Genomic DNA, 26,714 nt, shown 5'->3' on the forward strand with positions numbered 1-26,714 from the left:
TCGACGCATGACAGGCAAGCCAACGCAACCGGCCCCACGACACGTCCGGATCGGTGCGGGCGCCGGGTATTCCGGCGACCGCATCGAACCCGCCGTCGAACTCGCGGAACACGGCGCACTCGACTACCTCGTGTTCGAATGTCTCGCCGAACGCACGATTGCCATCGCACAACAGGCGCGACGTAAAGACCCGCTGTCGGGTTACGATCCGTTGCTCGAAGCGCGAATGACTGCCGTACTGCCGGCAGCCATTCGCAACGGCATCCGAATCATCTCGAACATGGGCGCGGCGAATCCGCTGGCTGCCGCGCGCAAAACGGCCGAGATCGCCCGCAAGCTGGGCCTTGGCGACGTGAAAATCGCAGCGATTACCGGCGACGACGTGCTCGACGTCGTGCGGCAAAGCGATGCGAAATTCGAGGAATCAGGCGAGACCGTGGCATCTTATCGGGATCGCATTGTCTCCGCGAACGCGTATCTCGGCGCGAGCGCCATCGTCGACGCGCTGGCCGCCGGCGCGCAGATCGTATTGACTGGCCGCGTCGCGGACCCGTCGCTGTTTGCCGCGCCGTTGATCCACGAGTTCGGCTGGCGTATGGACGACTGGGAAACGCTCGGTCAGGCCACCGTAATCGGCCATCTGCTGGAGTGTGCGGGACAAGTCACGGGGGGCTATTTCGCCGATCCCGGCTACAAGGATGTACCGAACCTCGCAAAGCTCGGCTTTCCGATCGGCGAGGTGACGGCCGACGGTTCGGTCGTCATCACGAAAGCCCCGCACGCCGGCGGACGTGTCACACAAGCCACATGCAAGGAGCAGTTGCTGTACGAGATCCACGATCCGCGGCGATACCTGCAACCCGATGTCGTCGCCGATTTCTCCGAGGTCCGCGTGACAGAGGAAGCGCCCGACCGCATCAAGGTGACCGGCGGACGCGGGACTCCCCGCACCGACACGCTCAAGGTGTCGGTCGGCTATGTCGATGGATTCATCGGCGAGGGACAAATCTCCTACGGGGGGCCCGGCGCGGTTGCGCGCGCACGCCTCGCTATCGAGATCGTGCGTGAACGACTCGCCTTGACCGGCGTTCAGACAAGCGAACTGCGTTTCGATCTGATCGGTGTGGATTCGCTTTACGGCCCAACGGCGAGCGCACTGAACGCCGACCCGTACGAGGTGCGCGTGCGCGTGGCGGGGCGCACGGCATCGGCCGAACAGGCCGTGCGCATCGGCAACGAAGTCGAGACGTTGTACACAAACGGTCCGGCGGGCGGCGGCGGCGCGACCAAGTCCGTACGAGAAGTGCTCGCCGTCCAGTCGGTGCTGTTACCGCGCGAGCATGTAAAGCCCGCGTTCACCCTTGTGGAGATTTGAGATGAAGCTGCGAGAACTCGCGCATTCGCGCACCGGGGACAAAGGCAACACGCTCAATGTTTCGCTCATTTGCCATGACGCGCAGCATTACGAGCACCTGCGCGCCGAAGTCACGCCCGAGCGGGTCAAAGCCTTTCTGGGAGATGTCGTGCTCGGCGACGTGGTGCGCTACGAACTCCCCCATCTGGCAGCATTCAACTTCGTGCTGGGCAAAGCGCTCGGTGGCGGCGTCACGCGTTCCCTCGCGCTGGACGCGCATGGCAAATCGCTGAGTTCGGCACTACTGGCATTGGAGGTCGCCAAACCGGCGTGACGAGCGACAGGGCAAGGCTAACGGCAGCCGCAAGTGCCCACGTTCAGAAACTGCAACAATCGCAAAGCAGTTCCGGATTGAGCAGATCGGGCGGGCGTCCGCCCAGTCTGCCGAAGCCGAACGCAGCCACCAGATTCTCCACCGCGCGCCCAACGTCGGGCGACGACATCGCACGCACGCCCGCTCGCGTCATCGCCTCGATGTCCATCTGCGGTTCGCTCCGGGTCAGGCAGCACACCGCCTGAAGCGCGTCGAGACCGGCGAGCATCTGCGCGTCGATCACATCGCTCGCGCCCACGAGCGCCGCCGCCGCCGAACGAAGATGCTCACTCAGCGTATCGCGCGACATCGCCTCCGTCTGGCCGCACATCGAGACATCGAAAAAGCTATCGAGACGCTCGATGGCGGCCTCGTCGAGCGGCTGTGTGACCACCACCCGATGCCGTCGCAGCCCTGCAAGAGCGAGCTTCACGCGGGCACCGCTTCCGCGTTTTCGCGCACCGCCTCGCCGGTACGCATCGGCACACGTCCACGAATCAAATCGGCCGCACGTTCGGCGATCATGATGACCGGCGCATTGATGTTGCCCGAGGTCAGGTCCGGCATCACCGACGCGTCGATCACGCGCAACCCTCGCACCCCCTTCACCCTCAGTTGGCTATCGACCACCGCCATCGGGTCGTCGTCGCTGCCCATCCGGCAGGTGCCCGCCGGGTGGTGAACCGTAATCGCGGTCTTGCGAATAAAGGCGTCGATATCGGCGTCGGACGCGCTCGCCGGTCCCGGCGCGATTTCCGCCCCGATGTAAGACGCGAGACTCGGCTGCGCGGCCAGGTCTCGCACAATCCTCACGGACGAACGCAGCGCCGCCCAGTCGTAAGGCGTCGACAGGAAATTCTGATGGATGCGCGCCTTCGCAGACGGATCGCTCGATGCGAGCCGAACCTCTCCGCGGCTTTGCGGATGCAGCAACACCGTCCGACATGCGAAACCGTCGTTGAACGGTGCCTTGAAGGGCTTGAAGTACGGCCACGCCCCGAGCGGTGCTGCGGTCAGCAGCAGTTGCAGGTCGGGGGCGTCGCTGACGTCAGGCGCCTCGCCACTGTGCATGAAACCGACCACGCCGCCCGGCACGTCCGCAGCAAAACCCTTGCCCGTCAGATATGCGCGAATCAGTTGAGTACCGATGCGGTCGAGACGCATCATCCTGTGGAACGGCCCGGGGGTGGCCCGGCGATACATCACGATCACCGACGGATGATCCTGAAGGTTGCGGCCAACGCCCGGGCTCGCCACCAATGTGCGGATGTCGCTCTGCGAGAGCCGTTCGGGATCGCCGATCCCCGAGAGCATCAGCAATTGCGGCGTATTGATCACGCCGCCCGACAACAGAACTTCGCGGCTGGCCCGCGCCACATGCTTCACGCCGTTCTGCCAGTACTCCACGCCCACCGCCTTGTCGCCTTCGAGCAAGACACGAGACGCGAGCGCATTCACTTCGACCCACAGACCGGCGCGTGCGCGGGCCGGGTGGAGATAGGCGCTGGCGGCACTGCAACGGCGTCCGTTGCGAATCGTCATCTGAAGGCGGCTGAAGCCGGTTTGTGTGGCGCCATTGTAGTCGTCGACCCATGGGTGCCCGGCGGTCGCGGACGCCTTGGCAAACGCCCCCAGCAGCGGGTCTTCATAGCGGCAGCGCTGAACGTTCAGCGGTCCGTCGCCGCCGCGAAATGCACCGCCGCCCTCTTCCCAGCGCTCCTGCTTGCGGAAGTACGGCAGCACCGCGTCGTAGGACCAATCGTGTAATCCATAGGCGCTTGCCCATCGGTCGAAGTCGGCGCGATTACCTCGCACATGCGCCATGGCGTTGACCGACGACGATCCGCCCACGACCTTGCCTCGCGCACATTCCACACGGCGCCCGCCAACATTCTCTTCGGGCTCGCAGTCGTACATCCAGTCGTGCAGCCGCTTGGTCAGAATCTTGCCCCAGCCCAGCGGAATATGAATCCACGGGTCGCGATCCCATCCCCCTGCCTCCAGCACGAGGACTCGCACGTCGCTGTCCTCGGTCAGGCGATTGGCGAGCGTGCAACCCGCCGAGCCCGCACCAACGACGATGTAATCAAAAGTGGTTTGCATGCCTGGGTCCTGCCATCGGTTGACGGGTCAGCGCGGCGCGGCAACGCGACGCAGGCTGACGTGAATGTTCTTTTCCTGAGTGAACGACAACATCTCGCCGAGGCATTCCTCACGGCCCATACCAGACTGCTTCATGCCGCCGAAGGGTGCGCCCAGAAAGTGCTTGCCGACTTCGTTGATCCACACATACCCCGCGTTGACACGTGACGCCGCGCGCATTCCTCGCTCAAGGTCGTTCGTCCAGATGGCGCAGGTCAGCCCATAGTCGAGCGCGTTCACGTCGGCGAGCATCTTCGCCTCATCGCGCCATTTGATGATCGACAGCACGGGACCGAAGATCTCCTCCTGGGCGATGCGCATTTCCGGATCGACGTCGGCGAACACTGTCGGCTCGATGTAGTAGCCGTTCGCCAGCGCGGGGTTGTCGGGCACCTTGCCGCCGACGACGAGCCTCGCGCCCTGCTCGCGTGCAGAGGCAATGTATTCCAGCACCCGCGCGTGTTGGGCCTGACTGATGATCGCGCCCATGCTCGTTTTCGGATCGGTCGGCAGCCCCGGCACAAACGCTTTGCACCGCTCGGCAATACGCTCGATCACGGCCTCATACAGATGCTCGTGCAGGAACAGGCGGCTCGTGGAACCGCACGACTGACCACACCATGTGAAATTCATGCCGGCGACCGCACTGGCGGCGAGCGCGTCAGGGTCGACATCGGGGTAAGCGATCAGAGCGTTCTTGCCGCCCAGCTCCAGCAGCATCGGCTTGATGCGCTCCGCCGCACCGCGCGCCACTGCCCGCCCGGTCGGTATGCTGCCGACCAGTCCCAGCATCGCCACGCCGGGATGCGACACGAGCGACTCGCCCACCTCGCGCCCGCCGTTGAGAATCGACACCACACCGGGCGGGAACAGGCCGCCCACGATCTCCGCCAGGCGCAACGACGACAGCGGGGCCTGCTCGGGCGGTTTGATGATGACTGCGTTGCCCGCTGCGAGCGGTGCCGCCATCTTGCCCGCAGCGAACATGAACGGGTGGTTGAACGCCACGATTCGGGCGACCACCCCGACGGGCTCGCGCACCGTGAAGTCGATCGCATCGGGCCCCATCGGAATCGACACCCCTTTCATCTCGGTGACAAGCCCGGCGAAGAACTCGAACAGCGCGGCGGCGACCATCACGTCGCCCGTCATTTCGGCGACCGGGTTGCCGCAATCGGCCGCGTCGAGCAGCGCAAGATCGGCGGCATGCTTGCGCATCTCTACCGCGGCCGCCTTGAGAAGGCGAGCCCGTTCCAACGGCGGTGTATCGCGCCACACCGCAAACCCCTCGCGGGCGGCGGTGACTGCGGCGTCGACATCGCTTGCGTCGCCGATCGCCGCGCGACCGATGCGCGACCCGTCGCCCGGGCTGAAAACGTCGCCATAGCGGCCCGAACGCGGGGCGTGCCATGCGCCGCCGTAGAAAAGCCCGTCGTGTGCCGGCAGCACCAATCCCGGCACCCGGTCTCGCGTTGCGGACGCCCCGGACGCCCCGGATACCGGGGAAGAAATATCGGACGTAATCGCTGTCATCTCTGCGCGCCTCATTTACGCAACGGCTTGGCAGCCGTCAGGAACTTCATGTCGAAGCCGGCACTCGGCTTCGCTCCCGCATCGATCGACCCCTCCTTCTGGAGAATGTCGAACATCTCGCCCCAGCGTTTGCCGTCTACCCAGCCGATGCCGTTGGCCGCCGTGTCGGCCGAGTACATCGTGTGCCTGAAATCGGCATCGAGCTGTTCGGCGAGGATCTTCTCCTGCCCCTTGTATTCGGGGTTGGCCTTGACCAGAATGGCGAGCGCGTCGTCGGGATGGGCGATGACATAGGCGAACGCTTCCATGTACGCGTTCACGAAGCGCTGAACGAGTTGCGGGTTCGCGGCAATCATCTTGTCGGAGGCGAACATGCCTGAGCCGTATACATTCAGCCCATGATCCGCCGCCTGCAATATCGACAGCGAGCCCGGGCCACCCGTCTTCTCTTCGAGCAGCGGCACCTCGGCGTCGATATATCCGGGCACGGCGTCGACCCGGCCCAGAACGAGATAATTTTCATAGGGCGGCGCCACCGTGCTTTGCCTGATGTCGGCGAGCGACATGCCGTTCTTGCTGAGGAACGCTTTCAGGAACACGTACGTTGAACCGGCGGGATGCACGCCGACATTCATGCCCTTGAGGTCTCTGGCGGAATTGAGCGGCTTGCGCGATTTGACCGAAACCATCGCCAACGGACTCTTCTGGTTCACCGCCACCAGCGTGGTGTTCGACGCACCTTGTGTGCGGGCGACCATCAGCGTCGAGAGGTCCCCGAAGCCGAACTGCGCGCTGCCATTGGCCACCATGCGCAGCGCGTCGACCGAGCCGGTGCCCTTGCGGATCGCCGTCACGTTGATTCCTTGTTTGGCGAACATGCCCTTGTCGCGCGCCACAAAGAACATCGCATGGTTGGCGCGCACGATCCAGTCCAGTTGGACGATGACGTCGTCGGCCGCCGACGCCGGCGCTGCCGCGACCAGCAACGACATCGAAACGAGAAGAACCGAAAACAGTTTGCTCAATCTGCTCACGCTGGTACTCCTGCAAGAAGGAACGCTAAGAAAGAAGACGCAACGACAACCCGGCGAGTGGCGCTCAGTGGCGCTTAGTGACGCGCTTCGCCGCCCCACGTAATGAAGCGGTACTCGAACCACTCAACGGCGTAATAGAACAGCACGCCGAGCAACGACACTTCGACGAGTGCCGCGAAGACGAGCGGCATCTGCATTTGCGTCGAGGCAAACTGAATCACATAACCGAGACCTGCCGAGGCGCCGGCAAATTCGCCGACAATGGCGCCGATAACGCTCAGCGTGATCGCGACCTTGATACCCGCCATCAAGGCAGGCAACGAGTGGGGAATCTGCACTCGCATCAGAATCTGGGTTCGTGTGGCGCCCACCGACTTGAGCAGCGCGACCAGATTCGGATCGGCCGAGCGCAGGCCCACCAGCATGTTCAGCGCCACCGGGAAAAACGCCATGACGACGATGAGGAGAATCTTGGGCATCAGGTCGTAGCCGAACCAGAGCACGAAGATCGGCGCGAGCGCGATCTTGGGCACGTTCTGGAAGACCACCATGAGCGGATAGACAGCACTGCCCAGTCGTTCGAAACGGGCGATGCAGATGGCCAGAGCCGCCCCCACGACGGAAGACAGCACGAATCCGTACAGCACCTCGCGGGCCGTCACCCACGCGGCAACGGCGAGTTCCGATTGCTTCGCCACCAACGCCCCGACGATCTGCGTGGGTGTCGGCAGTACGAATGCCGGCACGTCGAACACACGAAGCCCCGCCTCCCACAACACCAGCAATGCGATCAACAGGGCTACCCCCGGCCCCGCGCGCCACAGGCCGCGGAATGGTTTCGGGGCAGCGCGCCCGCGCGCGCCGGCCGGCACGACATCGGTAGGCGATGCACTCATGATGTCCTCCCGGCCCGATGGCCCTCTTTGAGACGTTTGCGCAAATGCGAGGCCGTCTGGGCAAACGCCAGCGTGGCGTAGCTATCTTCGTTACGGGGATACGCCAGCGGCACGGTCAGGCATTCGAGAATGCGTGCGGGGCCGGTCGCCATGACCGTGACTTCGCGCGACAGAAACACGGCTTCGTCGATCGAGTGCGTCACGAAAACGATTGTCTTGCCCGTGCGCTTCCAGAGGTCGAGCAGAAAATCGCTCATCTCTTCGCGCGTAATGGCATCGAGCGCGCCGAACGGCTCGTCCATCATCAGCACTTCCGGATCAAGCGCCAACGCCCGCGCAATCGCGACACGCTGGCGCATCCCGCCGGACAACTGCGACGGCTTGCGATCCACCGCGTGTCCCAGCCCCACGATGTTCAGCAACTCGAGCGCGCGCGTGCGTATGGCGTCCTTCTCGCGCAGCGTGCCGACCAGTTCCATCAACAGACAGACGTTGTCGAACGCGCTCTTCCACGGCATGAGCGCCGCCTCCTGAAACACCAGACCGATGCGGCGCTGCCGGACTGCCTCGGCCGGCGTCATCCCGCCCACGCTCACCCGTCCGTGCGTGGGCGCCAGCAATCCTGCAAGCACCTTGAGCAACGTGCTCTTGCCACAGCCGGACGGCCCCACCAGCGAGGTGAATCCCCCGCGCTCCACCGACAGATGAATGTCGTTGAGCACGCGATTGATCCGCCCATGCGTCTCGAAATCGACGCACAGGCCGCTGACGCTGATGTACGGCTCAGACGATGTCGCTGCCGCCGGGAAGGTTGGCGGCGGCATCTCCGGCCGATCGAGACTTGCCATAGGGATGCTCCAGTCTTGCTGTGTAATTGGAATATCGCCGCGCCTCGATGGGCGTGCGGCGAGCCCGTCTGCTTCGATATTCGCTTAGCCGGCACTCGTGGCTTTCACAAATGCCGGGCGCTGCTCGATGCGCGCCAGCCATGCCGTAATACCGCGCAATTCCGGCAACTCGAAGGGGAAGTTCACACAGCGCCTGACCAGCGGCGCCAGCGCCACGTCCGCCAGACTGAACGACTGGCCGGCACACCAGGGAACCTCGCGCAGGTGGGTGTCCAGAATCTTCAGCTCGGCAGCCAGGTTCGGCCCTGTATCGGCAGACTGTTCGTCCTTCGGCTTCTTGGCGTCCTTGAACCCTGCGAGGTAGACAGGGTTGAGCGACGCGAGCGTCCAGTCCATCCAGCGCTCGACGAATGTGCGCTGCGCGGGATCGTCCGGATACAGCGACTTGCTCTGACGGGCGAGGTAGCGCAGGATCGTGTGCGACTCCCAGATGACGAGTTCGCCATCGGTGAGCGTGGGCACTTTATTGGTGGGATTCATCGCGAGATATTCCGGGGTGCCGGTGTTGCCGAACTGGCGGCCGTAGTCGAGCCGTTCGTAGGGCTTACCCAGTTCCTCGAGAAGGAAAATGACTTTCTGCACGTTGCCGGAAGTTGCACGTCCGTAGAGCTTCAGCATGTCGATGTCCTCAGATGATGATCAGTGTCTCGGCCGATTCGGTTGCTTCAGGCGAAGCACGGGCTTCATAGCGGCCGGTAAGCAATGCATTCGATCTCGATGCGCGTCGTGATGACGGCGCGCGCTTCGACCGTGGTTCGTGCAAGGCGGCCGTCAGGGAAGAATTCCTTGAACACGCCGTTGTAGCGGCCGAAGTCACGCGCATCTTCCAGATAGACCGTCGCCTTGACCACGTCCGGCAAATCGCACCCCGCCTCGTGCAGCACGCGCTGCACGGCGAGGATCGTGGCGCGGGTCTCCTCTTCGATGGTGCCGCTGACCATGCGCCCCGCTTCGTCCTTGGCGACCTGCCCGGAAACGAACACGTAATCCCCTGCGCGAACCGCCGGATGAAACGGCAGGTTGGGGTTCTTTTTGCCATGTACCGAAATCGTCATTACCGTCCTCTTCGTTTTCGTAGGGGCCCTGAAGTCATCCCGGGAAACACTCGATGATGTCGACCCCCTGTTGCCGGTCGAGCAGATACACGAGTCCGCGGTCGTCGATCGTGACGTCGTTGGACGAAGCGCGCTCGCAGCCGGCCGGGGCGTCCGGTTCGTAGAAAGCGATTTCCTTCGGCGCAAACGGATCGGAGAGATCGACAAGGCGCATGCCCTTGGCGAACCAGGCGAACGGCAATGTCGTTCCCACGAAGCGTTCCGAGGGTTGGTGACAACCCGACATCGGCTCGCGCGGGGCGCCGTCGGGGTCGACACCGGCGACCTGAAACGTGGATATCGGCATCGGCTGACGTTCGTCGGTGATGTCGTAGACCCAGGCGAAGGACGGTGGCGACGGCCGCAGTTTGGCAACGTCTTCGTCGGCCACCACCATGACGCGACGCCCTTTGACGAGACCGGGAATCGGCAGCGCGGTGTGCGTCGGGTGCGGATGCGCCGGGCTGCTGTTGATGCCCGAGATCAGCTTCGGCGACGACATGTCCGAAATATCGAGAATGAAGAAGCCGTGGTGCCAGTAGGAGACGTAGAGGCGATCGCCCATGCGCAGCGGGTGATGACAGCGCGGACGGACGTAGTCGTCCCACGGATACGCTTCGCCCGCACCGACGTTCTGGCCGGGAATCCACCAGCGCCCCACTTCCTCGGGACGCTCGGGCGTTGCCAGATCGAGAATCTTGACGATGTTCCCGACGAAGCCTTCTGCGGTTGGCGAGATATACGCGTAGCGGCCATCGAAGTCGTAACGATGTACCCCGCCGGCCTCGCCGCCGGAGTACCAGCGCGAGATCAATCGAGGCTCGGACGGGCGCGTGATATCGAATATCCCGAGCCCGCCGCCAAAGTCCGGCGCGCCCTCACGAAATTTCTCGTAGTTCACGAGCATCACACCGTCCTGAACGCGAACCTTGTGCGAATGCCAGCCCATCGGCACTTCGAGCGTCGCCAGCAAGCGCGGATGCTTAGGATCGGAGACGTCATAAATCGACGTGCCCGCGGGCGGACGCATGTGCGAGACATACAGGATGTTGCGATCGATCCACACCTGCCCGCCGCCGGGGCAATCGATGTGGCTCACGAGCCGCGTATTCCACGCCTTGGCCATGGACGCGCCCCTTAGTCGAGAAGCATGACGTCGCCGCCAGCGGTCTTGCCCCAGCGTTGCAGCAGGCCGAACGCGCGCAGCGCCGGCTCGTCGCTCGCAATGAATACGATGGCCGGCTGCGTGGCGCTCGTGTTCTCGAATTCGGCCCACGTCCCGCCGGGTACGGCGAGCGTATCGAATTGCCGGGTCTCGAAGGTTTCGCCGTCGAGCACGGCTCGCACGTCGCCCTCCATCGGCGACACCAACAGACTTGCCGTCTGCTTCATCGGCAATGTGCGCTCGCCGGGACGCAACATCTGCATGAAGAACGTCATCGTCTTGTAGACCGGACCGCCCCGTAGCGGGTCGACGTACTCGATGCGCAGCCCTTCATACGGGTTTTCGGCCCACTCGCGATGCTTCTCCAGCAATTCGCGCACCGCTTCGTAGCGATAGATGAACATCGGCGACGAACCGTTGGCACCGCGGCGATGGTCGACAAAACGCGGCATCAGGCCACCGGCCCCGTAGGTAATCGCCGAGTAATCCGCAGGGAAGCGCGCGGATTGCTTGCGCATGGCCGCGCCGCCCTCGCTGTAGTCGTGATCGAACGAGAGCGCGTTGAGCGTTTCGACCAGCGGGTAATCGAGCACCGAAAGGTTGATGGCCGGCTCGTTGCCGACGTTACCGTGGTTGTGCCATGTGTCGCGCGGCGTCAGCACCATGTCGCCGGGTCCGAAAACGACGTCTTCCCCCTCCACGCCGGTGAAATTCTGCGATCCGGTCAAACCCAGCCGGACGGCGCTTGCGGTATGGCGGTGCGGCGGCATGATCTCGTTCGGATCGTTAAGCCGGTACGCCGTGTACATGGTGGTCACTGTTGCCCGTCTCGGCTTGAGGCCCGGATTGGTCAGGATCAGTGAGCGACGATCGGAGTCGGCGGTGGAAATCAGGCGCGCCGACTGCTGCAACAGTGGTTCGAGCACCTCTTTGTAACGCCAGACATAAGGCACAGCGCGCTGGCCCTGCATCAGTTGCCTGATCTCGTCGTGTTCGATGTCCGAACTTCTGGCCCAGAACGGGAACAGATGCGCGTTACCAATCTCCTCGTACATCTGCCGGGTCTCCTGTTCGCTGCTGCGAACGGCGGCTTCCTGCGTGGCTTGCATCATGCTGCGCTACCTCCGAGTGGGGTTTCACGAACCGCTGACGCAAACGATTAGATCAATACAAATTTTTCATGTCAACCAAAAATGTATTTGGTCGTTTTGGTTGATATACTTTGGTTGAATTTTTGGTTGAACCGAATTTCCACCATCCGGGGGCAAAAACCTCACTTTCGCTTTGATTACAAAGCGCCACATTGAATTAGCAAAGCGTCCAGCGCGTTAGCCGATGGTTACGAATTCCGCTATCATGCTGCCTCTGGGATTTTTACTGCATGCAACCAGACACCTTGGTTGCGGCAAAGAGAAAAGTAATGGTCGATTTGGTTGAGAGTTTGCGAACCCGCCTCGCCAACGGCGAAGCGTTGCCGGCGGAACGGCAATTGGCAGACGAGCTGGGCGTGAAACGCCATCAGTTGCGTAACGCACTGAAGGTACTGCGCGACGAGGGTGAACTGGAATCGCCGCGCGGACGCGGCGAGGGGCAATCCAGACGCAACGGAGAGATATTGGCCGGGCACACGAATGTGCTGGAGGTGATCGAACTTCGGCTGGCGCTTGAACCGTTTCTGGCACGGCTGGCAGCAGTCCGCGCCACTCCGGTCGAGATTTCGCGCATCGAGCGTGCAGCCACGACCTCGCCCGGTGCCGATCGGGGATCGACCGACCTGGCCTTTCACCGCGCGGTCGCTGCGGCATCGGGCAATGCACTGGCTGCCGATATCTATCAGATCATTCGGCGAGTCGGCTCGGATATCCGCTTACATGTGCAACAACCGGTTCCGCACTGCCCGGAGCGCATTCGACAGCGTGACCGGGAGCATCAGGCGATTGCCGAAGCCATACGGAATCGGGCGCCTGACCTTGCCGAAACGGCAATGCGCGAACACCTGATCCGCGTGCGGGAGCAAATCATGGCGCGGATGGTGCCCGGGAGTCAGAACAACTAACGAGCTGGCCCCCGTGGAACGTCGATACGCGCCCGCGCCAGTTGCCGCCGGTTGAGCCCGGTTGAGGCCAACCGCCGAGAACACTTCACCTCGCACCGTCGGCATCGAGCATGCATGCCAATCAAGGAAGTTATTCCCCCAGTTTCAGCATGTCCGAAATTTTCAGGACAGGTCAGTCGCAGCAAGCGCCGGAGAGTGGGAACCGGTACGAAGAGCGCCTGACCCAAGCCGGCTCGCGCCGTACTATCCTACGCATCGCTGACAACAATCGGTTCTGCGCCGGTGAGCGTATCCCGACGTGAGGCGGCCTCGAAGAAAGACTCGGCTGGCGCAGGCTTGCCCAGGAGATATCCTTGCAAGGAGTCACAGCCAAGAGTCGTTAAAAACTCTTGTTGAGCGGCGGTCTCCACCCCTTCCGCAACCACATTGAGTTTGAGGGTGCGGCCGAGCGCGACAATCGCGGAAACAATTGCAGCATCCTCCGTGTCGTGAGTCAGGTCGCTAATAAACCCACGATCAATCTTTAATTCGCTGGCAGGCAGTCGCTTTAGATACAGCAAACTCGAATATCCCGTACCGAAATCGTCGATCGAAATCCGTACCCCCAAGTCATGCAGTTGCTGCAGAATTGCCAAACTGGCGTCTGCGTTTTGCATTGCTGTCGATTCGGTAATTTCGAGCGTTAGGCAGGAAGGTGCTAGTTTGTGGCGAGTCAGTACTGCTTGGACGGTCTGAAGCAAGTCAGTATGGGCAAACTGCAGGGGGGATAGATTGATCGCAATAGTCCAATCGGTGTGTCCAGCCTGATGCCAAACGCTCATCTGCCTGCACGCCTCGTCCAGCACCCAGGCGCCCATCGGTATGATCAGACCCGTTTTCTCCGCCGCGGAGATGAACTGATCCGGTGACAGAAGCCCGTGTACGGGATGATTCCAGCGCACAAGCGCTTCCGCACCAATCACCGGCCCGCCTGGCGCGGTAAATTTGGGCTGGTAGTACAGCACAAACTCGCATCGCTCCAGAGCCACTCGCAGATCCTGAACAAGCGCCAACTGGGCACGAACGTTCTCGTTCATCGACTCTTCAAAAAAACATCTCGTATTGCGACCGAGACGCTTCGCGTGATACATCGCGGCATCCGCGTTGGTTATCAGTTCGTGCAGGCTTGCCCCGTTACCGGGGTACATGGCGATACCGATACTGGTCGACACGCGCAGTTCGTGTCCGGCAACGTCAAATGGCGCGTGGATAGCATGTACGAGCTGGTCTGCCAGTGTCGCGGCATCCGAGGGTTCATTGACACTTGCAAGCAAGACGAACTCATCTCCACCGACACGCGCTACGGTGTCCTGGGCCCGGACACTTTGTGTGATGCGCTTTGCGACCTGCTCCAGAAGCAGGTCGCCGACATGATGGCCGTAGGCGTCGTTGATTGCCTTGAATCCGTCAAGATCCAGGAACATCAGCGCGAAGCCTGCCTGCTCGCGATCAGCGCGCTGCATCGCCTGCTCGATCCGGTCTTCCAGGAGTAGACGATTTGGCAGCCGGGTCAGGCCATCGTGGAGGGCGAGATAGGTCAGTTCCCGATTCGCCTCGGCAAGTGACACGGCCAGCCGAGCCGTACGAGACTCCAACCGTCTATCGAGCACCGAGACTATCAATGCTATGGCGAGGATGGACAACGTGCCCACCGTAATCACGAGCGCCAACCATCCGCTGCTCATGCCACTACGTGCCGCTCCGCAGATACTTCCCAATTGGAATTGCGCCGCTGCCATTCCCGTGTAGTGCATGCCGGCAATGGCAAAACCCATGACCACAGCTGCACCGAATCGGAACATGCGGGCTCGCGGAGATTGTCTGCGCAGGTGGAACGCGAGCCATAGCGCCGCCCCCGACGCGACCACCGCTATCACCACGGAAAGTCCGAATAGCGATGGGATGTACTGGATTCCGGGGTCCATGCGCATCGCGGCCATGCCGGTATAGTGCATCGAAGCCACACCCAAACCCATCAATAGAGCGCCCATCGCCCATCGCAGAATAGGCAGCGTCTCTTGACACACTAGCCATAGGGCAAAGGCCGACAGCGAAATAGCGATTAACAATGAAGCTAAGGTCACCAGCGGATCGTAGCCAAGCTCGATCGGCAGGGAAAAGGCCAGCATACCGACGAAATGCATCGACCAAATGCCGATGCCCATCGCGGTGCCTCCTCCCACAAGCCACCAAACGGCAGCCCTTCCCTGTGTAGTTGAAATGCGGCCGGCCAAGTCCAGGGCGGTATATGAGGCGAGTATTGCAACTAGTACTGAAACAAGCACCAGCAAAGTGTTGTAGCTACCGACGTACATGGACCGACTCCGGGATAGTGGTCAGATTGATACTTTGGATATGGGAGGGCATTACGGCCGATTGTTGGCTAGAGATGGAACGAGATAGATTTGCCCATGTACTTACACCTGACCTGATACGCCTATTCCAGAACTGATTTCCGTACCCCTGTATCCGGTACGTGCGCAACCATAGGATGAATGAAAAACAACTACTTGCGGCACAACGCATACCCACGACCGTTTTCGCGCGAAGCCCCCTCTTGCGCGGCGGTCACGAACGTCATGCCAGCGATGCCAAACTTCACCATTACGTGGGGGCAGTGGATCAGGTTTCGGGTTTCGCCCGACAACACCTGTAAGGTGTCATTGGGATGCGTCATACCTTCGCGTGAGATGTGTGCCACGTAGCGAATCTCGATACGGTAGGCACTGAGAATCTTGTCTTGCTCCCCAAGGTCGGCAGCCTGCGAGTATTCAAGGCGATGCCTGAAACCCTGACCACCGGCAGAACGAGAGAATGGCGGCGCCGAAGAGAATCTTGAGCTATGCCAATGACATTGCACCCACAACGCGTGCGCCTGACGGACATCTGCGGTCTGACTCGTACGAGACAATCAGAGCATGAATGCCAGATGGGCCGCAATATCGATTGCTTATAGTTAATCTATAAAGTGCTGCTGAAAACGTTTCCGGTCATCGTTCGTGGTTTGGCTGCAACAACAGGTTTCGCCTTTGTGGCTACGTCGGGGGATGCACACGCCCGTCAGACCTTTCGAAGCGGGTTAAGCAACGACCGAACACTCCCGGAACCCGGAACTATTCTTCACCGGTAGTTGCGACGAGCGACTGCTCGGCATGATTACGTCGGCAGCCGACAGGCGGCTGATAAACAATCGCCGAAGGCATTGCGGGGGACATGAATTCCGCGTTGCCATTCACTATCGGATAGCGAAATAGATTTTTCGCTGAGTCCGTTACTCGCGCCATGCAAAGCCGCCTCAAATATCCGGTGTAGACGGGCCGGTTTCAACCTCGATCGCAAACCTGAAGGTCCTTATGGAAGAACGCCCACGCAGCGAATCCCAGGATCAGCGTCAACGGTTTACCATGGACTTCAAATAAAATCAGATCAAGCGCCTTCTGGATTTTCCACCCATGAAACGAGACGTCATTTACGACATACCATTCGCACAAATAATTAAAAATACTTATGATCTTATCAAAATAAATCGAGATTGATCGCCAATTGGAGGAGAACCGTGCCAGGCAAGACGAAACCCGCGTTAATGAGCTCCCCCAGTACCAAACGCCACGTCTTGGCCACCGTCGTGGCGGCAATGCTGCCTTCGGCGCAAGCGCTGGCCCAGTGCGCCCCGTCGCCGGCCGCAGTCAACCTGTCGTCTGGCAGTTGCACCGATCCGGCCCTCACCGTACGAGAAAGTGCTGGTGCAGCCCCCGTCGTGCAAGTCTCCGGCACCGGGATCTACAGCGGCACGTCTGTCAGTCTTACCGGAACTGGCACTGGTCTGGGCGTACAGGCGACCGGCCAGGGAAGAGTGATGTTGGACGGCACGCCGCTGAGTGGTTCTACGATCACAACCCAGGGCGCAAGCGGGCATGGCATGTTTGCCGACGGTGGTGGCCAGATCACCGGCAGCTATACGACCGTCTATACGAGCGGTGCCAGCGCCAACGGCGTTGGCGCCATTGGCGCAGGCAGCGGGGTGACACTCAGCGATAGTGCCGTGAACACCAGCGGCGATGGCTCGTATGGTGCTTATGCGGCAAATGGCGGCACGCTTTCTCTGACCCGCACCGACATCACAACCACAGGTGCAGGCGCGTCGGCCGCCTTCGCAGACGCCGGGGGCTCGATCACCCTGAACAACCTGAGCACGTACAGCTATGGCGACAATGCCCCTGGCGCGGTTGCATCAGGCGCCGGCAGCAATCTCAGCCTGCTCGGCACTTACGTGAATATCTACGGCAACGGTAGCGCGGGGTTGTTTGCCACCGGAGGGGGAAGCATCACCATCAGCGGCGGCGCCATAGCGACCGGGGATTATTACGGAGGCACGGTCATCGCCAACTCCCCGGGCATGCTCGCTCGCGGCCCTGGAAGCAGCATCGTCGTGAGCAACGGCGCGACTTCGGCCACCTATGGCGCAAACAGCCCGGGCGTATGGGCCGATGCCGGGGGCAAAATCGACTTCTCGGGCTATGGCATCTTCACCTACCAACCCAATTCGCCAGGCGCGCAGGCCACTGGCGCCAGCACGATCACACTGACCAACACCATCGTCCGTACGTCAGGCCCGTCGAGTGCGGGCTTGCTTGTCAGCGATGGCAGCACGGTGCTCGCGACGGGCACCGAGATCACCACCGGATATCGGGTAAGCGGCAGCTCCCCGCCCGTCCTCCAGTTCCCGGACGCGCAGATTGGCCTGGAAGCACATGGCGTGAATGTGGTCGGTAACGGCAGTCAGTTGCAGGCCCAAAATAACAACGTGACAACCAACGGCGACGGCGCCGTCGGTATCTGGACCCAACAAGGGGGAACGGCTTCCGTTACCGGCGGCACCATTACGACGCATGGCGCCGATACTGCCTCTGCCGGCGGGGCCGATGCCGTCCGAGCCAGCGACAGCGGCAGCCTCATCGGCCTGACGGGTACGCGGGTCAGCACCACGAACATCAATGCTATTGGCTTGCACGCGGCGGCCGGCGGCACGATCACTGCCACCGACATTACCGTGAACACGCAGGGACAGAGCGCTCTCGGCGTCCAGGCGCAAGACGCCGGCAGCGCCATCACGCTGAACCGTGCCGCCATTACCACTGCAGGCGATGCGGCCAACGGTATCCAGGCCAGCAATGCGGGCCGCGTGCAAGTCACCGACAGTTCTGTCGCGACCACTGGCAGTGCGGCGCATGGGATCGCGGCTATCAACGGCGGCACGCTATCGGCCACGGGAACTGCGATTGCGGTAAGCGGCAACGGATCGGCGGCGATCTATCTCTCGGGCAGCGCCCCGAGCGCTGTCTCGGTGACCGGCGGCAGTCTGAGCGCCACCGGCGGCGCCGTCGTTCGGGCCGAAGGCGGCACTGGCTCCGTCACGCTCAGCGGCGTCAATACGATCGTTACGGCGGCAGTCAATGGCCGACAGTTACTGGCCCTGGCGACCGAAGACACTACGGGTACGCCGTCCAATCTGACGCTCAACATTCTCGACATGCCGACCGTCTCGGGCGACATCGTCGTCGATCCCTCCACCCTCACCTACCGTGTCGCCAACAGTCGCTGGGCCGGAGATCTGGTGCTGAGCGGCCCGGGCAATACCGCGAACGCGAGCTTTACCGCATCGCAATGGACGGGGAACTTGCTGGCCGATGCCGGCAACACCGCGAACGTCGCGCTGCAAAGCAGCCTCTGGACCGGTCTGGCGCGCAACGCCACCAATGTCACGATCGATGGCAGCAGCGTGTGGAACGTCACGGGGAATTCCAACGCCATTGGTGCGGTGAATAACGCGGGCCTGATCCAGTTCCTGGCCCTGCCGGGATCGTACAGCACGCTGACAGTGGGCAGCTACACCGGCAGCACCGGTAGCCGTATCGGTTTCAACACCTATCTCGGCACCGACAACTCACCGACCAATCTTCTGGTGGTCAATGGCGGCCAGGCCAGCGGAACCAGCGCACTTCTGGTCAATAATGCCGGCGGCCCCGGCGCGCAAACCACGGCAGATGGCATTCGACTGGTTCAGGTGACCGGGGGCGGCGCCTCCACGACGAATGCCTTTACGCTGGGCCAACGTGTCGCCGCCGGCGCCTATGAGTACCAGCTCTTTCGCGGTGGCAGTACCGGCGCAGACGACTGGTTCCTGCGCTCGCATTTGACCGTGGCATTGAGCAGCCCATCGGCGCCGGCCACGGAAATTCCACTCTACCGCCCCGAGGTGGCGCTCTACATGCCGGTACCTGCGCTGGCCCGGCAAATGGGACTGGCCACGCTCGGCACCCTGCATGAACGGGTTGGCGAGGAAGAAAATCTTCGTGGCATTCCGGAAAGCCGGACCTATGCCAATGGGAGCTGGGCGCGCGTGTTCGGCACGCACGTGAGCAACCGCTGGGCGGGCACGGTCGATGCCAAGGCGACCGGCAATCAGGCCGGGCTGCAGGTCGGCTTCGACCTTCTGCGACGCACGACAGACAGTGGACATCGAGACCATGCCGGCGTCTACGCCGCCTATACCGACTACAGCGCTTCGTCGGTGAGCGGCTTCGCGCTCGGTACGCAAGACCTGGAAGTCGGAAAGCTATCCATGCACGGGCCGTCCGTCGGCGCGTACTGGACACATTTCGGCCCGAGCGGCTGGTATACCGACGCCGTCTTTCAGACAAGCTGGTACGACATCAACGCAAGGTCGAACTACGGCGCCGAAATATCGCCCCATGCCACCGGCTACGCCGCCTCGCTCGAGACGGGGTATCCGATCCATTTCGGTGACGAGAGCGACTGGCAGTGGGAACCGCAGGCGCAGATCATCTGGCAGAGCCTATCGGTGAATCACACGCAGGACGCATACTCGAGCGTGGACTGGAATGCGGGCAACGCCGTGACGGGCCGGCTGGGCATGCGGCTTCAACGCACGGGACGAGACGCGCGGGGCACACTCTGGCAACCGTATGCCGTGGTGAATCTCTGGCACGCATTTTCGGGCAGCGACCAGGCGACGTTCGGAACGAATGCGCCCATCGCGAGCCGCTTCGGAGAGACGGCGCTGGAGATCGGCGGCGGTGTGACAGCGCGAGTGAACGCGAATACGAGCTTCTACGGCCAGGCGAGCTACCGCTTCTCGCTCGACGACAGCCGCTCGCGGCAGTCTGCCGCCCAGGGCATCATCGGCGTTCGATTGAACTGGTGAGGCGTCCCCTGGTGGCACAGACTGCGGCTGTGCGGAGAAAGCAACCTCAATGAAATGGGTGACGACGAACATAGGGACGTCGCCCTCGTTGGCAGCGCCGCCCTTAGGGGCGATATGACGCTTCGTCGATCACGGGAATTGCCTTGAAGGCCGGCTTTGCAAAAAAGTAGCCCTGCATCAGGCTCACGCCGTGCGAGAGGAAGAAATCGCGCTCGCCTCTGGTCTCGATACCCTCTGCGACGACCCGAATGCCCAGGTCGTGACACATGGAAATGACATTTCGTACGATTCGCTGCCGAACCGTATCCGTGTCAATGCCGCGCAGTAGCGCCATATCGAGTTTGATAATGTCGGGCTGAAAATCCACCAGAAGCGAAAGTCCCGAGTACCCCGCCCCGAAGTCATCGATTGCGGTCAGGAATCCGTATTCCTTGTAGGCCCTGAAAATATGGACCAGGTGAGTACGGTCAGCCAGATGCTCCCCTTCGACCGTCTCGAAGATGATTCTCTCGATCGGGAAATGGTTTGCGTGCGCTGCGTCCAGAGTGCTCCTTATGCAGACCTCCGGTCGGTAGACGGCATTGGGCATGAAGTTGATGGACAGAAACGCGTCGAGACCCAACGCGGCCGCACGGGTAATTGCAGTTTGCCGGCAGTATTGGTCGAACTGGTATTTCCCGGCAGCGTCGATTTTCGAGAGCACGGAATGCGCCGACTCCCCGTTCGCACCACGCACCAGCGCTTCGCATGCGAACACAGTCCTGGCGTTGACGTCGACAATTGGCTGAAACGCAAAATCTATCTCGACGGGCAAGGGCGCCGTGTTCCTGCATCCCGAGCACCCTGCCGATTGACTGGCCGCCTCGCCGTGGCTACGAATCCTGAAAGCATCCATCTTCATCCGTCTGTCTTTGGGCTGCGTCTATGGGTTGGGTTTGCGCCCGTTGGCGGCGGCCGGACAGTCGCTACGTTCGAACCGCCCGGCCTTATTTACCGAGGAAGTTAGCGGCATCTTCCGCCTGCACAGCAAAGCCGCGCACGCAATTCCGACCGGCTTGCTTTGCGTCATACAGCGCATGGTCGGCAGCAGCCAACAAGTCCTGAAGCGTATGGTTCTCGTCGCCAAGACTGGCAACGCCAAGACTGATCGTTACACTCAATGGCCCAACCGCCGTTTCGATAATCGCCTGCTCGACGGCCACGCGTAGCCGCTCCGCAACCGTCATTGCCTCTCCCGACGTTATCGACGGGAGCAGCAGAATGAACTCTTCCCCACCGAGCCGGGCGACGATGTCCGACCTTCGCAAAAGCGCCCTCGCCTCTTCCGTGATCCGCTTAAGGACCTCGTCGCCGGCCTGATGCCCTGCATTGTCGTTGATGCGCTTAAAGTGGTCTGCATCCAGCATCACCAACGACAATGTACGACCATTTCGCTTTGCCCGCGCCACTTCGGATTCCCCGATCTCGAAGAAGTGGGCTCGGTTCGTTACGCCGGTCAGATGGTCTGTCGTGAGAAGACGCGCGAGGTTCTCACTGTTGATCTTCCGTTCCGTGATATCTCTCAGAACGGCCGAATATCCCGATACCTCTCCGTCCTCCTCACGTAGCACCGCAACGAGCAGTTGCCCCCAATAGCGCCGACCGGATTTTGTCTTGCACCAGAACTCTTCCACATGCCAACCGTCGTCACGCGTCAGCGCCATATGTTCGGGCGAACAGTGCAGAACAATCTCGTCGTCGGCGTAGAGGCGCGAGAGCATATGACCGAGCAGGTCGGCCGCTTCATAGCCCGTCAGGCGCTCGATCGACGAATTCCAACTGTCGATGCAACCTTGCGCATCGAGCGTAAAGTACGCGAAATCGTTGACGCTCGTGTAAATGCCTGCAAGCCACGACTCGGTCTGTCGCGCACGGCGCTCCGCGGCGACCTGGCGCGAAATGTCCGTCAACACCATCATCAGCACGTCCGCACTCACCTTGATGATGGAACATGCCAGTACGACAGCGTCATCCTTGGCCGGCGTGACGAGAATGCGGTGGTTTTCGCAAACCGGCCCGCGCTCGGCCTCAAAACTGGCCACCAGATTGCGAAGCTCCGGCGCTACGGAGGCGAGGCTGTCGAAAATGTTCTCGATACTCCCACCGCTTATCAGAGGCATGAGCAACTGCGCGGCAAGCGGGTTCATCATGTCGACGGCGCCGGATTTGTCGCTACGGACAATCCCGACCGGCGATAGATACATGAATGACAGCAATGCTTCGTACTCGGACTCCAGGTCATACTTGTCCGTATTCGGCGCATTCAATTGTTCGTCCTCCGCTCAATCAGGACAAATCGAGTCGCACAGATCGGGGTCTTGAGCAGTCGCAAACGCACCGGCGTCGGGCGCATACGCAAGGTCAAGACATACGGAATGATGTCGTCCAGTTCGACCATGTCGTCGAACCGTTGCGCGACCATGAAGTTATTCATACAAGGCGCGACTTCTTCAAAAAAATGCTTGCCCAAAACGCGTTGCGGGCTTAATCCGGCATTTCTCGACTCCGTGGCGTTGTAGGTCGTAACAATTGCGTCCGACGTGAACCCGATTACGCCGAATGGCAACGCATCCAACCCTTGAGCGTCTAACTTTTCGAGTGCGGTGATCGGTACGTTTTCAAATTCGCTGTCCACACTTCCCCCACGTAGCATGATTTCATCAGGTCGGGATATTCGACCTTTCAATCGACCGTTATGCAACACTGGCCTCCCGCAAACATCCGTCAGACGCGATGTCGGGATGAGACCTCACGCAACGTATTATCGGCCGGTGGAAATAGAACTTTAGACTGGCTAACCTTGCGTGGAAGGTTCGCACCCTGATGTCTCGAGCCTCCCCCCAGGGGAGCCGGTCGCCGATGACGCAAAAAATCCGGTGCAAGGCCGGATTTTCCTGAAAGCGTTCGACGGTTCTCACTGTCCGATCAATCGGGCTCGGCCGGCGCCACTGCCGCCGCCATCTGTGCCGCCGCCTCCTGCAGCGGCGGTACGAACCGCCGCACGGCCTCGGCCGGGCTCACGGCCTGGTCGAGATAGATCACGTTCAGGCTTGCCAGCACACGTCCCTGCGACGGGATGGCGACCGCCACCGCGCCGATCTTGCGCTGGTCGAGCCAGTCCCCATGATTCGAGCCGAAGCCATTCTCGCGTGTCTGACGCACGAGATTGCGGATGAACGCATCGTCGCTGGCGAAACGCTGCTGCAACTCCCCGCCCGCGCCCGTTCGCAGCAAATCGAGAATATCCTCGCGCTCGGCCTCCGGACACATGCCGAAATACGCGCGTCCGGCAGCCGTGAACAGCATCGGCAAGCGCCGGCCAACCATGGCGCGGTGAAAAGACAACGGGCTGAAACGATGGGTCGTCTCGCGGATGATCATGGCGTCGCCGTCGGGCGTGGTCAGATCCGAAGGCCACACCACGCGCTGCATTAACTGCCCCATGATCGGCGGCGCGATCGTCGCGATGCGTTCGTCGTCCGTGAAGCCCTCGCTGAGCGAGCGCACCGCGAGCGCCAGACGGAAGGTGTCGTCGGAAGTGCTGCGTCGCACGAATCCGTCTTCCAGCAATGTCTCCAGCAATCGGCGCACAGTGGTGCGGTGAAGCCCCGTCGCGTCGCTCAACTGCTGCGGCGTTGCGCGGCCGCGCTCCATTGCATTGAGCGCCCGAAGCACCAGCAAGCCACGCGACAGGCCGCGCACGTTTGGATATTTGCCCATGAAATTGTCTTTCAAATCAACAATGTGCATTCTATGCACATTTCGTTGAAATTGTTGAGCGCTTTTCGCGACCTGCCTAGACTCATCGAAAAATCAGAGAGCGAATGGAGACACCTTCTTTTCCGTATGAGCGAGCGTGACCGACGTCACGTCGTTCGACGGCCGGCCCCAGCCCGACGATTAGCGGACGACACGAGCCGCGATTGAATCAACAAACGCAGCACGCCATTCGAACGCGCCAGACCGGCGCGCGGGGCGCGCTCGCGCTCAAAAAACAGGAGCGAGACACATGAGTGCATTCGTCAATGCCACCAATGCGGCCGATGCCGCGGCCGACACTACAGCCGACATCACGACGGACGTGGCCATTGTGGGCGCCGGACCGGTCGGGCTGATGATCGCGAATATCCTCGGCTTGCAGGGCGTGCGCGTCACGATTGTCGAGAAGCTCGACCAACTCATCGATTACCCGCGTGCCATCGGTCTGGACGACGAGGCCTTGCGTGTGTTCCAGGCGGTCGGCCTTGCCGACGCGCTGCTTCCGCACACAACCCCCGATCACTGGATGCGGTTTCTCACGAGCGACGGCCACTGCTTCGCGTCGATCGAGCCGCGTACCGACGAATTCGGCTGGTCGCGCCGCAACGCTTTCATCCAACCGCTCGCCGATCGGGTGTTGTTCGAGGGGCTCGCGCGCTTCGCGCATGTGGACGTGCGCTTCGGCCACAGCGTCGAGACGCTCGCGCAAGACCGCCGGGGGGTGACGCTGAGCACGCGAACCAGCGATGGCGAAGTCCGCACGATTCGCGCGGCGTACGTCGTGGGCGCCGACGGCGGCAACAGCATGATTCGCCGCCTGCTTCAGGTGCCGTTCGAGGGACGCACGAAGCCCAACCAGTGGATCGTGGTCGACGTGCGCAACGACCCGGTGGGTGCGCCTCACGTCTATCTGCATTGCGATCACGCGCGTCCCTACGTTTCGGCGGCCCTGCCGCACGGCATTCGCCGTTTCGAATTCATGGTCATGCCGGGCGAGACGGAAGAAGAACTCTCCAGACCCGAGAACATGGCGGCACTGATCCGCAAGGTGGTCGCGCATCCGGATCGGGTCGATTACATCCGCAAGCGGGTCTACACGCACAACGCGCGACTGGCGGAAACGTTCCGCGTCGATCGCGTGCTGCTGGCGGGCGACGCGGCGCACATCATGCCCGTATGGCAGGGCCAGGGCTACAACAGTGGCATTCGCGACGCCAACAACCTTGGCTGGAAGCTTGCAATGGTGATCAAGGGGCAGAGTCTTCCGAGCCTGCTCGATACCTACACTGCGGAGCGCCGGCCACATGCGCGCTCGATGATCCATCTCTCCGAAGTCGCGGGCGACATCTTTGCGCCGACCACGCGCTTCGGCGTGCGTTTCCGCGACGCCTTCGTGCGCAGCTTCAACCTGTTTCCGTCGGTCAAGCGCTACTTCGTGGAGATGCGTTTCAAACCGATGCCGCGCTACGAAGCGGGGGTGGTGCTGCTTCCTCCCGCGAAATCTACCGGCGGCTGGCTGGCCGCTTTGTTGAAGCGATCCGGCAATTCGGCGCCGGGCCGCCTGCTGGGCCTGATGAGCGAGAAGCGGGATTCGTGGCTCGGGCGCCGGGTGTATGGCCACGACCCGTTCGCCAGTTCGCCGGTCGGCCGTCTGTTCATTCAGCCCAGGGTGCGCACGTCGCGCGGCGATCTCCAGCGTCTGGACGACGTTATCGGCAATCACTTTGCTGTGCTCGGCTGGGGGGCGGATCCGACGTTCGGTCTGACCGCGCGTGCGCGCGCCGTCGCCGAGACGCTGGGCGTGCGCTTCGTGCTGGCCAAGCCCGATGTTCAGATGGCGCACACCGACGATGTGCCGCAGGGCGTGATCGCGATCGGGGATCCGCTCAATCGCCTGAAGGACTGGTTCGGCGCGCGTTCGCAATCTGTGGTGTTGCTGCGCCCCGATCGATTCGTCGCGGGGGTTTGCGCACCGCAGGAAGTGTCGGACGCCCTGATCGAACTGGCAGGCAAGGTAGCGCTCGCCGACGACGCAATGCGGCAACCGACGCCACTGCGCGCACCAACGAACCACACCGCCGCCGTCGCGCGGCAATCGCAACAAGTTGCCGGAGCCTGAGTGATGCCAATTCATCTCGAGTGTATTTCGCATACGCCGTTGCACGGGTACTTCGATCCGCCCGACGCGGTCGTGTCAGAAGTGAAGCGGGTGCAGGCGCAGGCACGCGAGCGCGTGCGCGCGTTCGATCCCGAACTGGTCGTCGTATTCGCGCCGGATCACTTCAATGGCTTCTTCTATGACGTGATGCCACCGTTCTGCATCGGCGCGGCGGCCACGGCCATCGGCGACTTCAACAGTCTTGCCGGCAAGCTGCCGGTGCCGTCGGACATCGCGCATGCGCTCGCCGAGCATGTGCTCGCGTCGGAGGTCGATGTCTCGCTGTCTTACCGCATGCAGGTCGATCACGGCTGCGCCTATGCCCTGGAAGTACTCACCGGCGGACTCGATGCCTACCCCGTCGTGCCGGTGTTCATCAACTCCGTTGCGCCGCCGATGGCGACGCTGCGCCGCTCGCGCCTGCTAGGAGATGCCATTGGCCGGTACCTGACCCGCACCGGCAAGCGCGTGCTGGTCGTGGGGTCGGGCGGCATCTCGCACGAGCCGCCCGTGCCCGAGCTGATCGGCGCGACCGAGGAAGTCGCCGAGCGCCTGATCGCCGGGCGTAACCCGTCCGCCGAGTCGCGCGCGGCGCGTCAGGCACGCACGGTGGCCGCCGCCGAAGCGTTCACGGCAGGAAAGAGTCATCTGCATCCGCTCAATCCGCAATGGGACCGTGCGTTTCTCGCCTTGCTGAGCAGCGGGAATCTGAGCGCCGTCGACGAAATCGGCAACGACATGATCACGCGCGAGGGCGGCAAGTCGGCCCACGAAATCCGCACATGGGTCGCCGCGTTCGCGGCGCTCGCCGCTTACGGCGAGTACGGCGCGTCGCTCGATTACTACCGTGCGATTCCCGAGTGGATCGCCGGCTTTGCCGCGATGCACGCCGTGCCGCAAACGACACTGGCTGCGGCCGCCTGAGAAAAGGAGTTTCCG

General features: G+C 62.0%; 22 protein-coding genes. 6 read left to right on the forward strand and 16 right to left on the reverse strand.

Going from position 1 to position 26,714, the window contains the following annotated elements; translation table 11 throughout:
• Window positions 1-7 precede the first annotated feature (7 nt).
• On the forward strand, window positions 8-1,375 hold the full coding sequence (locus AT395_RS18105; protein WP_048629901.1) for an acyclic terpene utilization AtuA family protein: 1,368 nt from the start codon (window positions 8-10) through the stop codon (window positions 1,373-1,375).
• Window position 1,376: 1 nt separating this feature from the next.
• Window positions 1,377-1,688: an AtuA-related protein gene (locus AT395_RS18110; RefSeq protein ID WP_042116907.1), complete on the forward strand. Its 312-nt coding sequence runs from the start codon at window positions 1,377-1,379 to the stop codon at window positions 1,686-1,688.
• Window positions 1,689-1,731: 43 nt separating this feature from the next.
• Here AT395_RS18110 and AT395_RS18115 read toward each other — a convergent pair whose 3' ends face one another.
• From AT395_RS18115 to AT395_RS18160, 10 genes are all read right to left on the reverse strand, one after another.
• Window positions 1,732-2,160 (reverse strand): Rossmann-fold NAD(P)-binding domain-containing protein, encoded by a 429-nt coding sequence (locus tag AT395_RS18115; protein WP_048629902.1) that lies wholly within the window; start codon window positions 2,158-2,160, stop codon window positions 1,732-1,734.
• On the reverse strand, window positions 2,157-3,830 hold the full coding sequence (locus AT395_RS18120) for a GMC family oxidoreductase (RefSeq protein WP_048629903.1): 1,674 nt from the start codon (window positions 3,828-3,830) through the stop codon (window positions 2,157-2,159). Before AT395_RS18120 ends, AT395_RS18115 begins: the two co-directional genes overlap by 4 nt.
• A gap of 27 nt (window positions 3,831-3,857) precedes the next feature.
• Window positions 3,858-5,402: an aldehyde dehydrogenase family protein gene (locus AT395_RS18125; protein ID WP_083577666.1), complete on the reverse strand. Its 1,545-nt coding sequence runs from the start codon at window positions 5,400-5,402 to the stop codon at window positions 3,858-3,860.
• Window positions 5,403-5,413: 11 nt separating this feature from the next.
• On the reverse strand, window positions 5,414-6,436 hold the full coding sequence (locus AT395_RS18130) for an ABC transporter substrate-binding protein (RefSeq protein WP_045852671.1): 1,023 nt from the start codon (window positions 6,434-6,436) through the stop codon (window positions 5,414-5,416).
• A 74-nt stretch (window positions 6,437-6,510) separates the two neighbouring features.
• On the reverse strand, window positions 6,511-7,332 hold the full coding sequence (locus AT395_RS18135; protein ID WP_052765687.1) for an ABC transporter permease: 822 nt from the start codon (window positions 7,330-7,332) through the stop codon (window positions 6,511-6,513).
• Window positions 7,329-8,180, reverse strand: coding sequence for an ABC transporter ATP-binding protein (locus AT395_RS18140; protein WP_052765688.1), 852 nt, complete (start codon window positions 8,178-8,180; stop codon window positions 7,329-7,331). Before AT395_RS18140 ends, AT395_RS18135 begins: the two co-directional genes overlap by 4 nt.
• A gap of 84 nt (window positions 8,181-8,264) precedes the next feature.
• Window positions 8,265-8,858 carry a glutathione S-transferase family protein gene (locus AT395_RS18145; protein ID WP_048629905.1) on the reverse strand — a complete coding sequence of 198 codons (594 nt, stop codon included), beginning with the start codon at window positions 8,856-8,858 and terminating at the stop codon, window positions 8,265-8,267.
• Window positions 8,859-8,923: 65 nt separating this feature from the next.
• Entirely contained in the window at window positions 8,924-9,295 is a 372-nt protein-coding gene (locus AT395_RS18150) for a RidA family protein (RefSeq protein ID WP_048629906.1), read from the reverse strand.
• Window positions 9,296-9,329: 34 nt separating this feature from the next.
• The gene (locus tag AT395_RS18155) at window positions 9,330-10,460 is read right to left on the reverse strand and encodes an LVIVD repeat-containing protein (RefSeq protein WP_048629907.1); all 1,131 of its coding nucleotides are present in this window, start codon (window positions 10,458-10,460) and stop codon (window positions 9,330-9,332) included.
• Window positions 10,461-10,471: 11 nt separating this feature from the next.
• Entirely contained in the window at window positions 10,472-11,611 is a 1,140-nt protein-coding gene (locus AT395_RS18160) for a cupin domain-containing protein (protein ID WP_231606172.1), read from the reverse strand.
• A 308-nt stretch (window positions 11,612-11,919) separates the two neighbouring features.
• On the opposite strand from AT395_RS18160, the gene AT395_RS18165 reads away from it, so the two are divergent.
• Window positions 11,920-12,555 (forward strand): FadR/GntR family transcriptional regulator, encoded by a 636-nt coding sequence (locus tag AT395_RS18165; RefSeq protein WP_042116918.1) that lies wholly within the window; start codon window positions 11,920-11,922, stop codon window positions 12,553-12,555.
• Window positions 12,556-12,803: 248 nt separating this feature from the next.
• Here the strand turns inward: AT395_RS18165 and AT395_RS18170 are convergent, their stop codons facing one another.
• Together AT395_RS18170 and AT395_RS25695 are read right to left on the reverse strand one after the other, a co-directional pair.
• Window positions 12,804-14,909, reverse strand: coding sequence for a putative bifunctional diguanylate cyclase/phosphodiesterase (locus tag AT395_RS18170; RefSeq protein ID WP_042116919.1), 2,106 nt, complete (start codon window positions 14,907-14,909; stop codon window positions 12,804-12,806).
• Between the two features lie 191 nt (window positions 14,910-15,100).
• The gene (locus tag AT395_RS25695; RefSeq protein WP_156219784.1) at window positions 15,101-15,271 is read right to left on the reverse strand and encodes a hypothetical protein; all 171 of its coding nucleotides are present in this window, start codon (window positions 15,269-15,271) and stop codon (window positions 15,101-15,103) included.
• A 906-nt stretch (window positions 15,272-16,177) separates the two neighbouring features.
• Here AT395_RS25695 and AT395_RS18175 point away from each other — a divergent pair.
• The gene (locus AT395_RS18175) at window positions 16,178-19,819 is read left to right on the forward strand and encodes an autotransporter outer membrane beta-barrel domain-containing protein (protein ID WP_082164883.1); all 3,642 of its coding nucleotides are present in this window, start codon (window positions 16,178-16,180) and stop codon (window positions 19,817-19,819) included.
• Window positions 19,820-19,922: 103 nt separating this feature from the next.
• Here the strand turns inward: AT395_RS18175 and AT395_RS18180 are convergent, their stop codons facing one another.
• The 4 genes from AT395_RS18180 to AT395_RS18195 all read right to left on the reverse strand — a co-directional run bounded on the left by AT395_RS18180 (window position 19,923) and on the right by AT395_RS18195 (window position 23,578).
• Window positions 19,923-20,714 carry an EAL domain-containing protein gene (locus AT395_RS18180; protein ID WP_048629974.1) on the reverse strand — a complete coding sequence of 264 codons (792 nt, stop codon included), beginning with the start codon at window positions 20,712-20,714 and terminating at the stop codon, window positions 19,923-19,925.
• A 91-nt stretch (window positions 20,715-20,805) separates the two neighbouring features.
• Window positions 20,806-22,125: a sensor domain-containing diguanylate cyclase gene (locus AT395_RS18185; protein ID WP_048629909.1), complete on the reverse strand. Its 1,320-nt coding sequence runs from the start codon at window positions 22,123-22,125 to the stop codon at window positions 20,806-20,808.
• Window positions 22,122-22,493, reverse strand: coding sequence for a PAS domain-containing protein (locus AT395_RS18190; RefSeq protein ID WP_197090708.1), 372 nt, complete (start codon window positions 22,491-22,493; stop codon window positions 22,122-22,124). Before AT395_RS18190 ends, AT395_RS18185 begins: the two co-directional genes overlap by 4 nt.
• A 290-nt stretch (window positions 22,494-22,783) precedes the next feature.
• A complete protein-coding gene (locus tag AT395_RS18195) occupies window positions 22,784-23,578 on the reverse strand; it encodes a DNA-binding transcriptional regulator (protein ID WP_042118903.1) in 795 nt (264 codons plus the stop codon).
• A gap of 289 nt (window positions 23,579-23,867) precedes the next feature.
• Between AT395_RS18195 and AT395_RS18200 the strand changes: the two genes are divergently transcribed.
• Entirely contained in the window at window positions 23,868-25,736 is a 1,869-nt protein-coding gene (locus AT395_RS18200; RefSeq protein ID WP_048629911.1) for a bifunctional 3-(3-hydroxy-phenyl)propionate/3-hydroxycinnamic acid hydroxylase, read from the forward strand.
• Window positions 25,737-25,739: 3 nt separating this feature from the next.
• Window positions 25,740-26,699: a 3-carboxyethylcatechol 2,3-dioxygenase gene (locus tag AT395_RS18205; protein ID WP_042116926.1), complete on the forward strand. Its 960-nt coding sequence runs from the start codon at window positions 25,740-25,742 to the stop codon at window positions 26,697-26,699.
• Window positions 26,700-26,714 lie beyond the last annotated feature (15 nt).

It is taken from the genome of Pandoraea apista (assembly GCF_001465595.2).
GTDB classification, from domain to species: Bacteria; Pseudomonadota; Gammaproteobacteria; order Burkholderiales; family Burkholderiaceae; genus Pandoraea; species Pandoraea apista.

What these genes read in the sequence shown, in the direction of transcription:
- AT395_RS18120 (WP_048629903.1), bottom strand. Translation starts at nt 3,830, where the DNA reads ATGCAAACCACTTTTGATTACATCGTCGTTGGTGCGGGCTCGGCGGGT.
- AT395_RS18175 (WP_082164883.1), top strand. Translation starts at nt 16,178, where the DNA reads ATGAGCTCCCCCAGTACCAAACGCCACGTCTTGGCCACCGTCGTGGCG.
- AT395_RS18165 (WP_042116918.1), top strand. Translation starts at nt 11,920, where the DNA reads ATGGTCGATTTGGTTGAGAGTTTGCGAACCCGCCTCGCCAACGGCGAA.
- AT395_RS18150 (WP_048629906.1), bottom strand. Translation starts at nt 9,295, where the DNA reads ATGACGATTTCGGTACATGGCAAAAAGAACCCCAACCTGCCGTTTCAT.
- AT395_RS18205 (WP_042116926.1), top strand. Translation starts at nt 25,740, where the DNA reads ATGCCAATTCATCTCGAGTGTATTTCGCATACGCCGTTGCACGGGTAC.
- AT395_RS18180 (WP_048629974.1), bottom strand. Translation starts at nt 20,714, where the DNA reads ATGGATGCTTTCAGGATTCGTAGCCACGGCGAGGCGGCCAGTCAATCG.
- AT395_RS18145 (WP_048629905.1), bottom strand. Translation starts at nt 8,858, where the DNA reads ATGCTGAAGCTCTACGGACGTGCAACTTCCGGCAACGTGCAGAAAGTC.
- AT395_RS18195 (WP_042118903.1), bottom strand. Translation starts at nt 23,578, where the DNA reads ATGGGCAAATATCCAAACGTGCGCGGCCTGTCGCGTGGCTTGCTGGTG.
- AT395_RS25695 (WP_156219784.1), bottom strand. Translation starts at nt 15,271, where the DNA reads ATGACGCATCCCAATGACACCTTACAGGTGTTGTCGGGCGAAACCCGA.
- AT395_RS18200 (WP_048629911.1), top strand. Translation starts at nt 23,868, where the DNA reads ATGAGTGCATTCGTCAATGCCACCAATGCGGCCGATGCCGCGGCCGAC.
- AT395_RS18105 (WP_048629901.1), top strand. Translation starts at nt 8, where the DNA reads ATGACAGGCAAGCCAACGCAACCGGCCCCACGACACGTCCGGATCGGT.
- AT395_RS18110 (WP_042116907.1), top strand. Translation starts at nt 1,377, where the DNA reads ATGAAGCTGCGAGAACTCGCGCATTCGCGCACCGGGGACAAAGGCAAC.
- AT395_RS18170 (WP_042116919.1), bottom strand. Translation starts at nt 14,909, where the DNA reads ATGTACGTCGGTAGCTACAACACTTTGCTGGTGCTTGTTTCAGTACTA.
- AT395_RS18135 (WP_052765687.1), bottom strand. Translation starts at nt 7,332, where the DNA reads ATGAGTGCATCGCCTACCGATGTCGTGCCGGCCGGCGCGCGCGGGCGC.
- AT395_RS18125 (WP_083577666.1), bottom strand. Translation starts at nt 5,402, where the DNA reads ATGACAGCGATTACGTCCGATATTTCTTCCCCGGTATCCGGGGCGTCC.
- AT395_RS18140 (WP_052765688.1), bottom strand. Translation starts at nt 8,180, where the DNA reads ATGGCAAGTCTCGATCGGCCGGAGATGCCGCCGCCAACCTTCCCGGCG.
- AT395_RS18155 (WP_048629907.1), bottom strand. Translation starts at nt 10,460, where the DNA reads ATGGCCAAGGCGTGGAATACGCGGCTCGTGAGCCACATCGATTGCCCC.
- AT395_RS18160 (WP_231606172.1), bottom strand. Translation starts at nt 11,611, where the DNA reads ATGATGCAAGCCACGCAGGAAGCCGCCGTTCGCAGCAGCGAACAGGAG.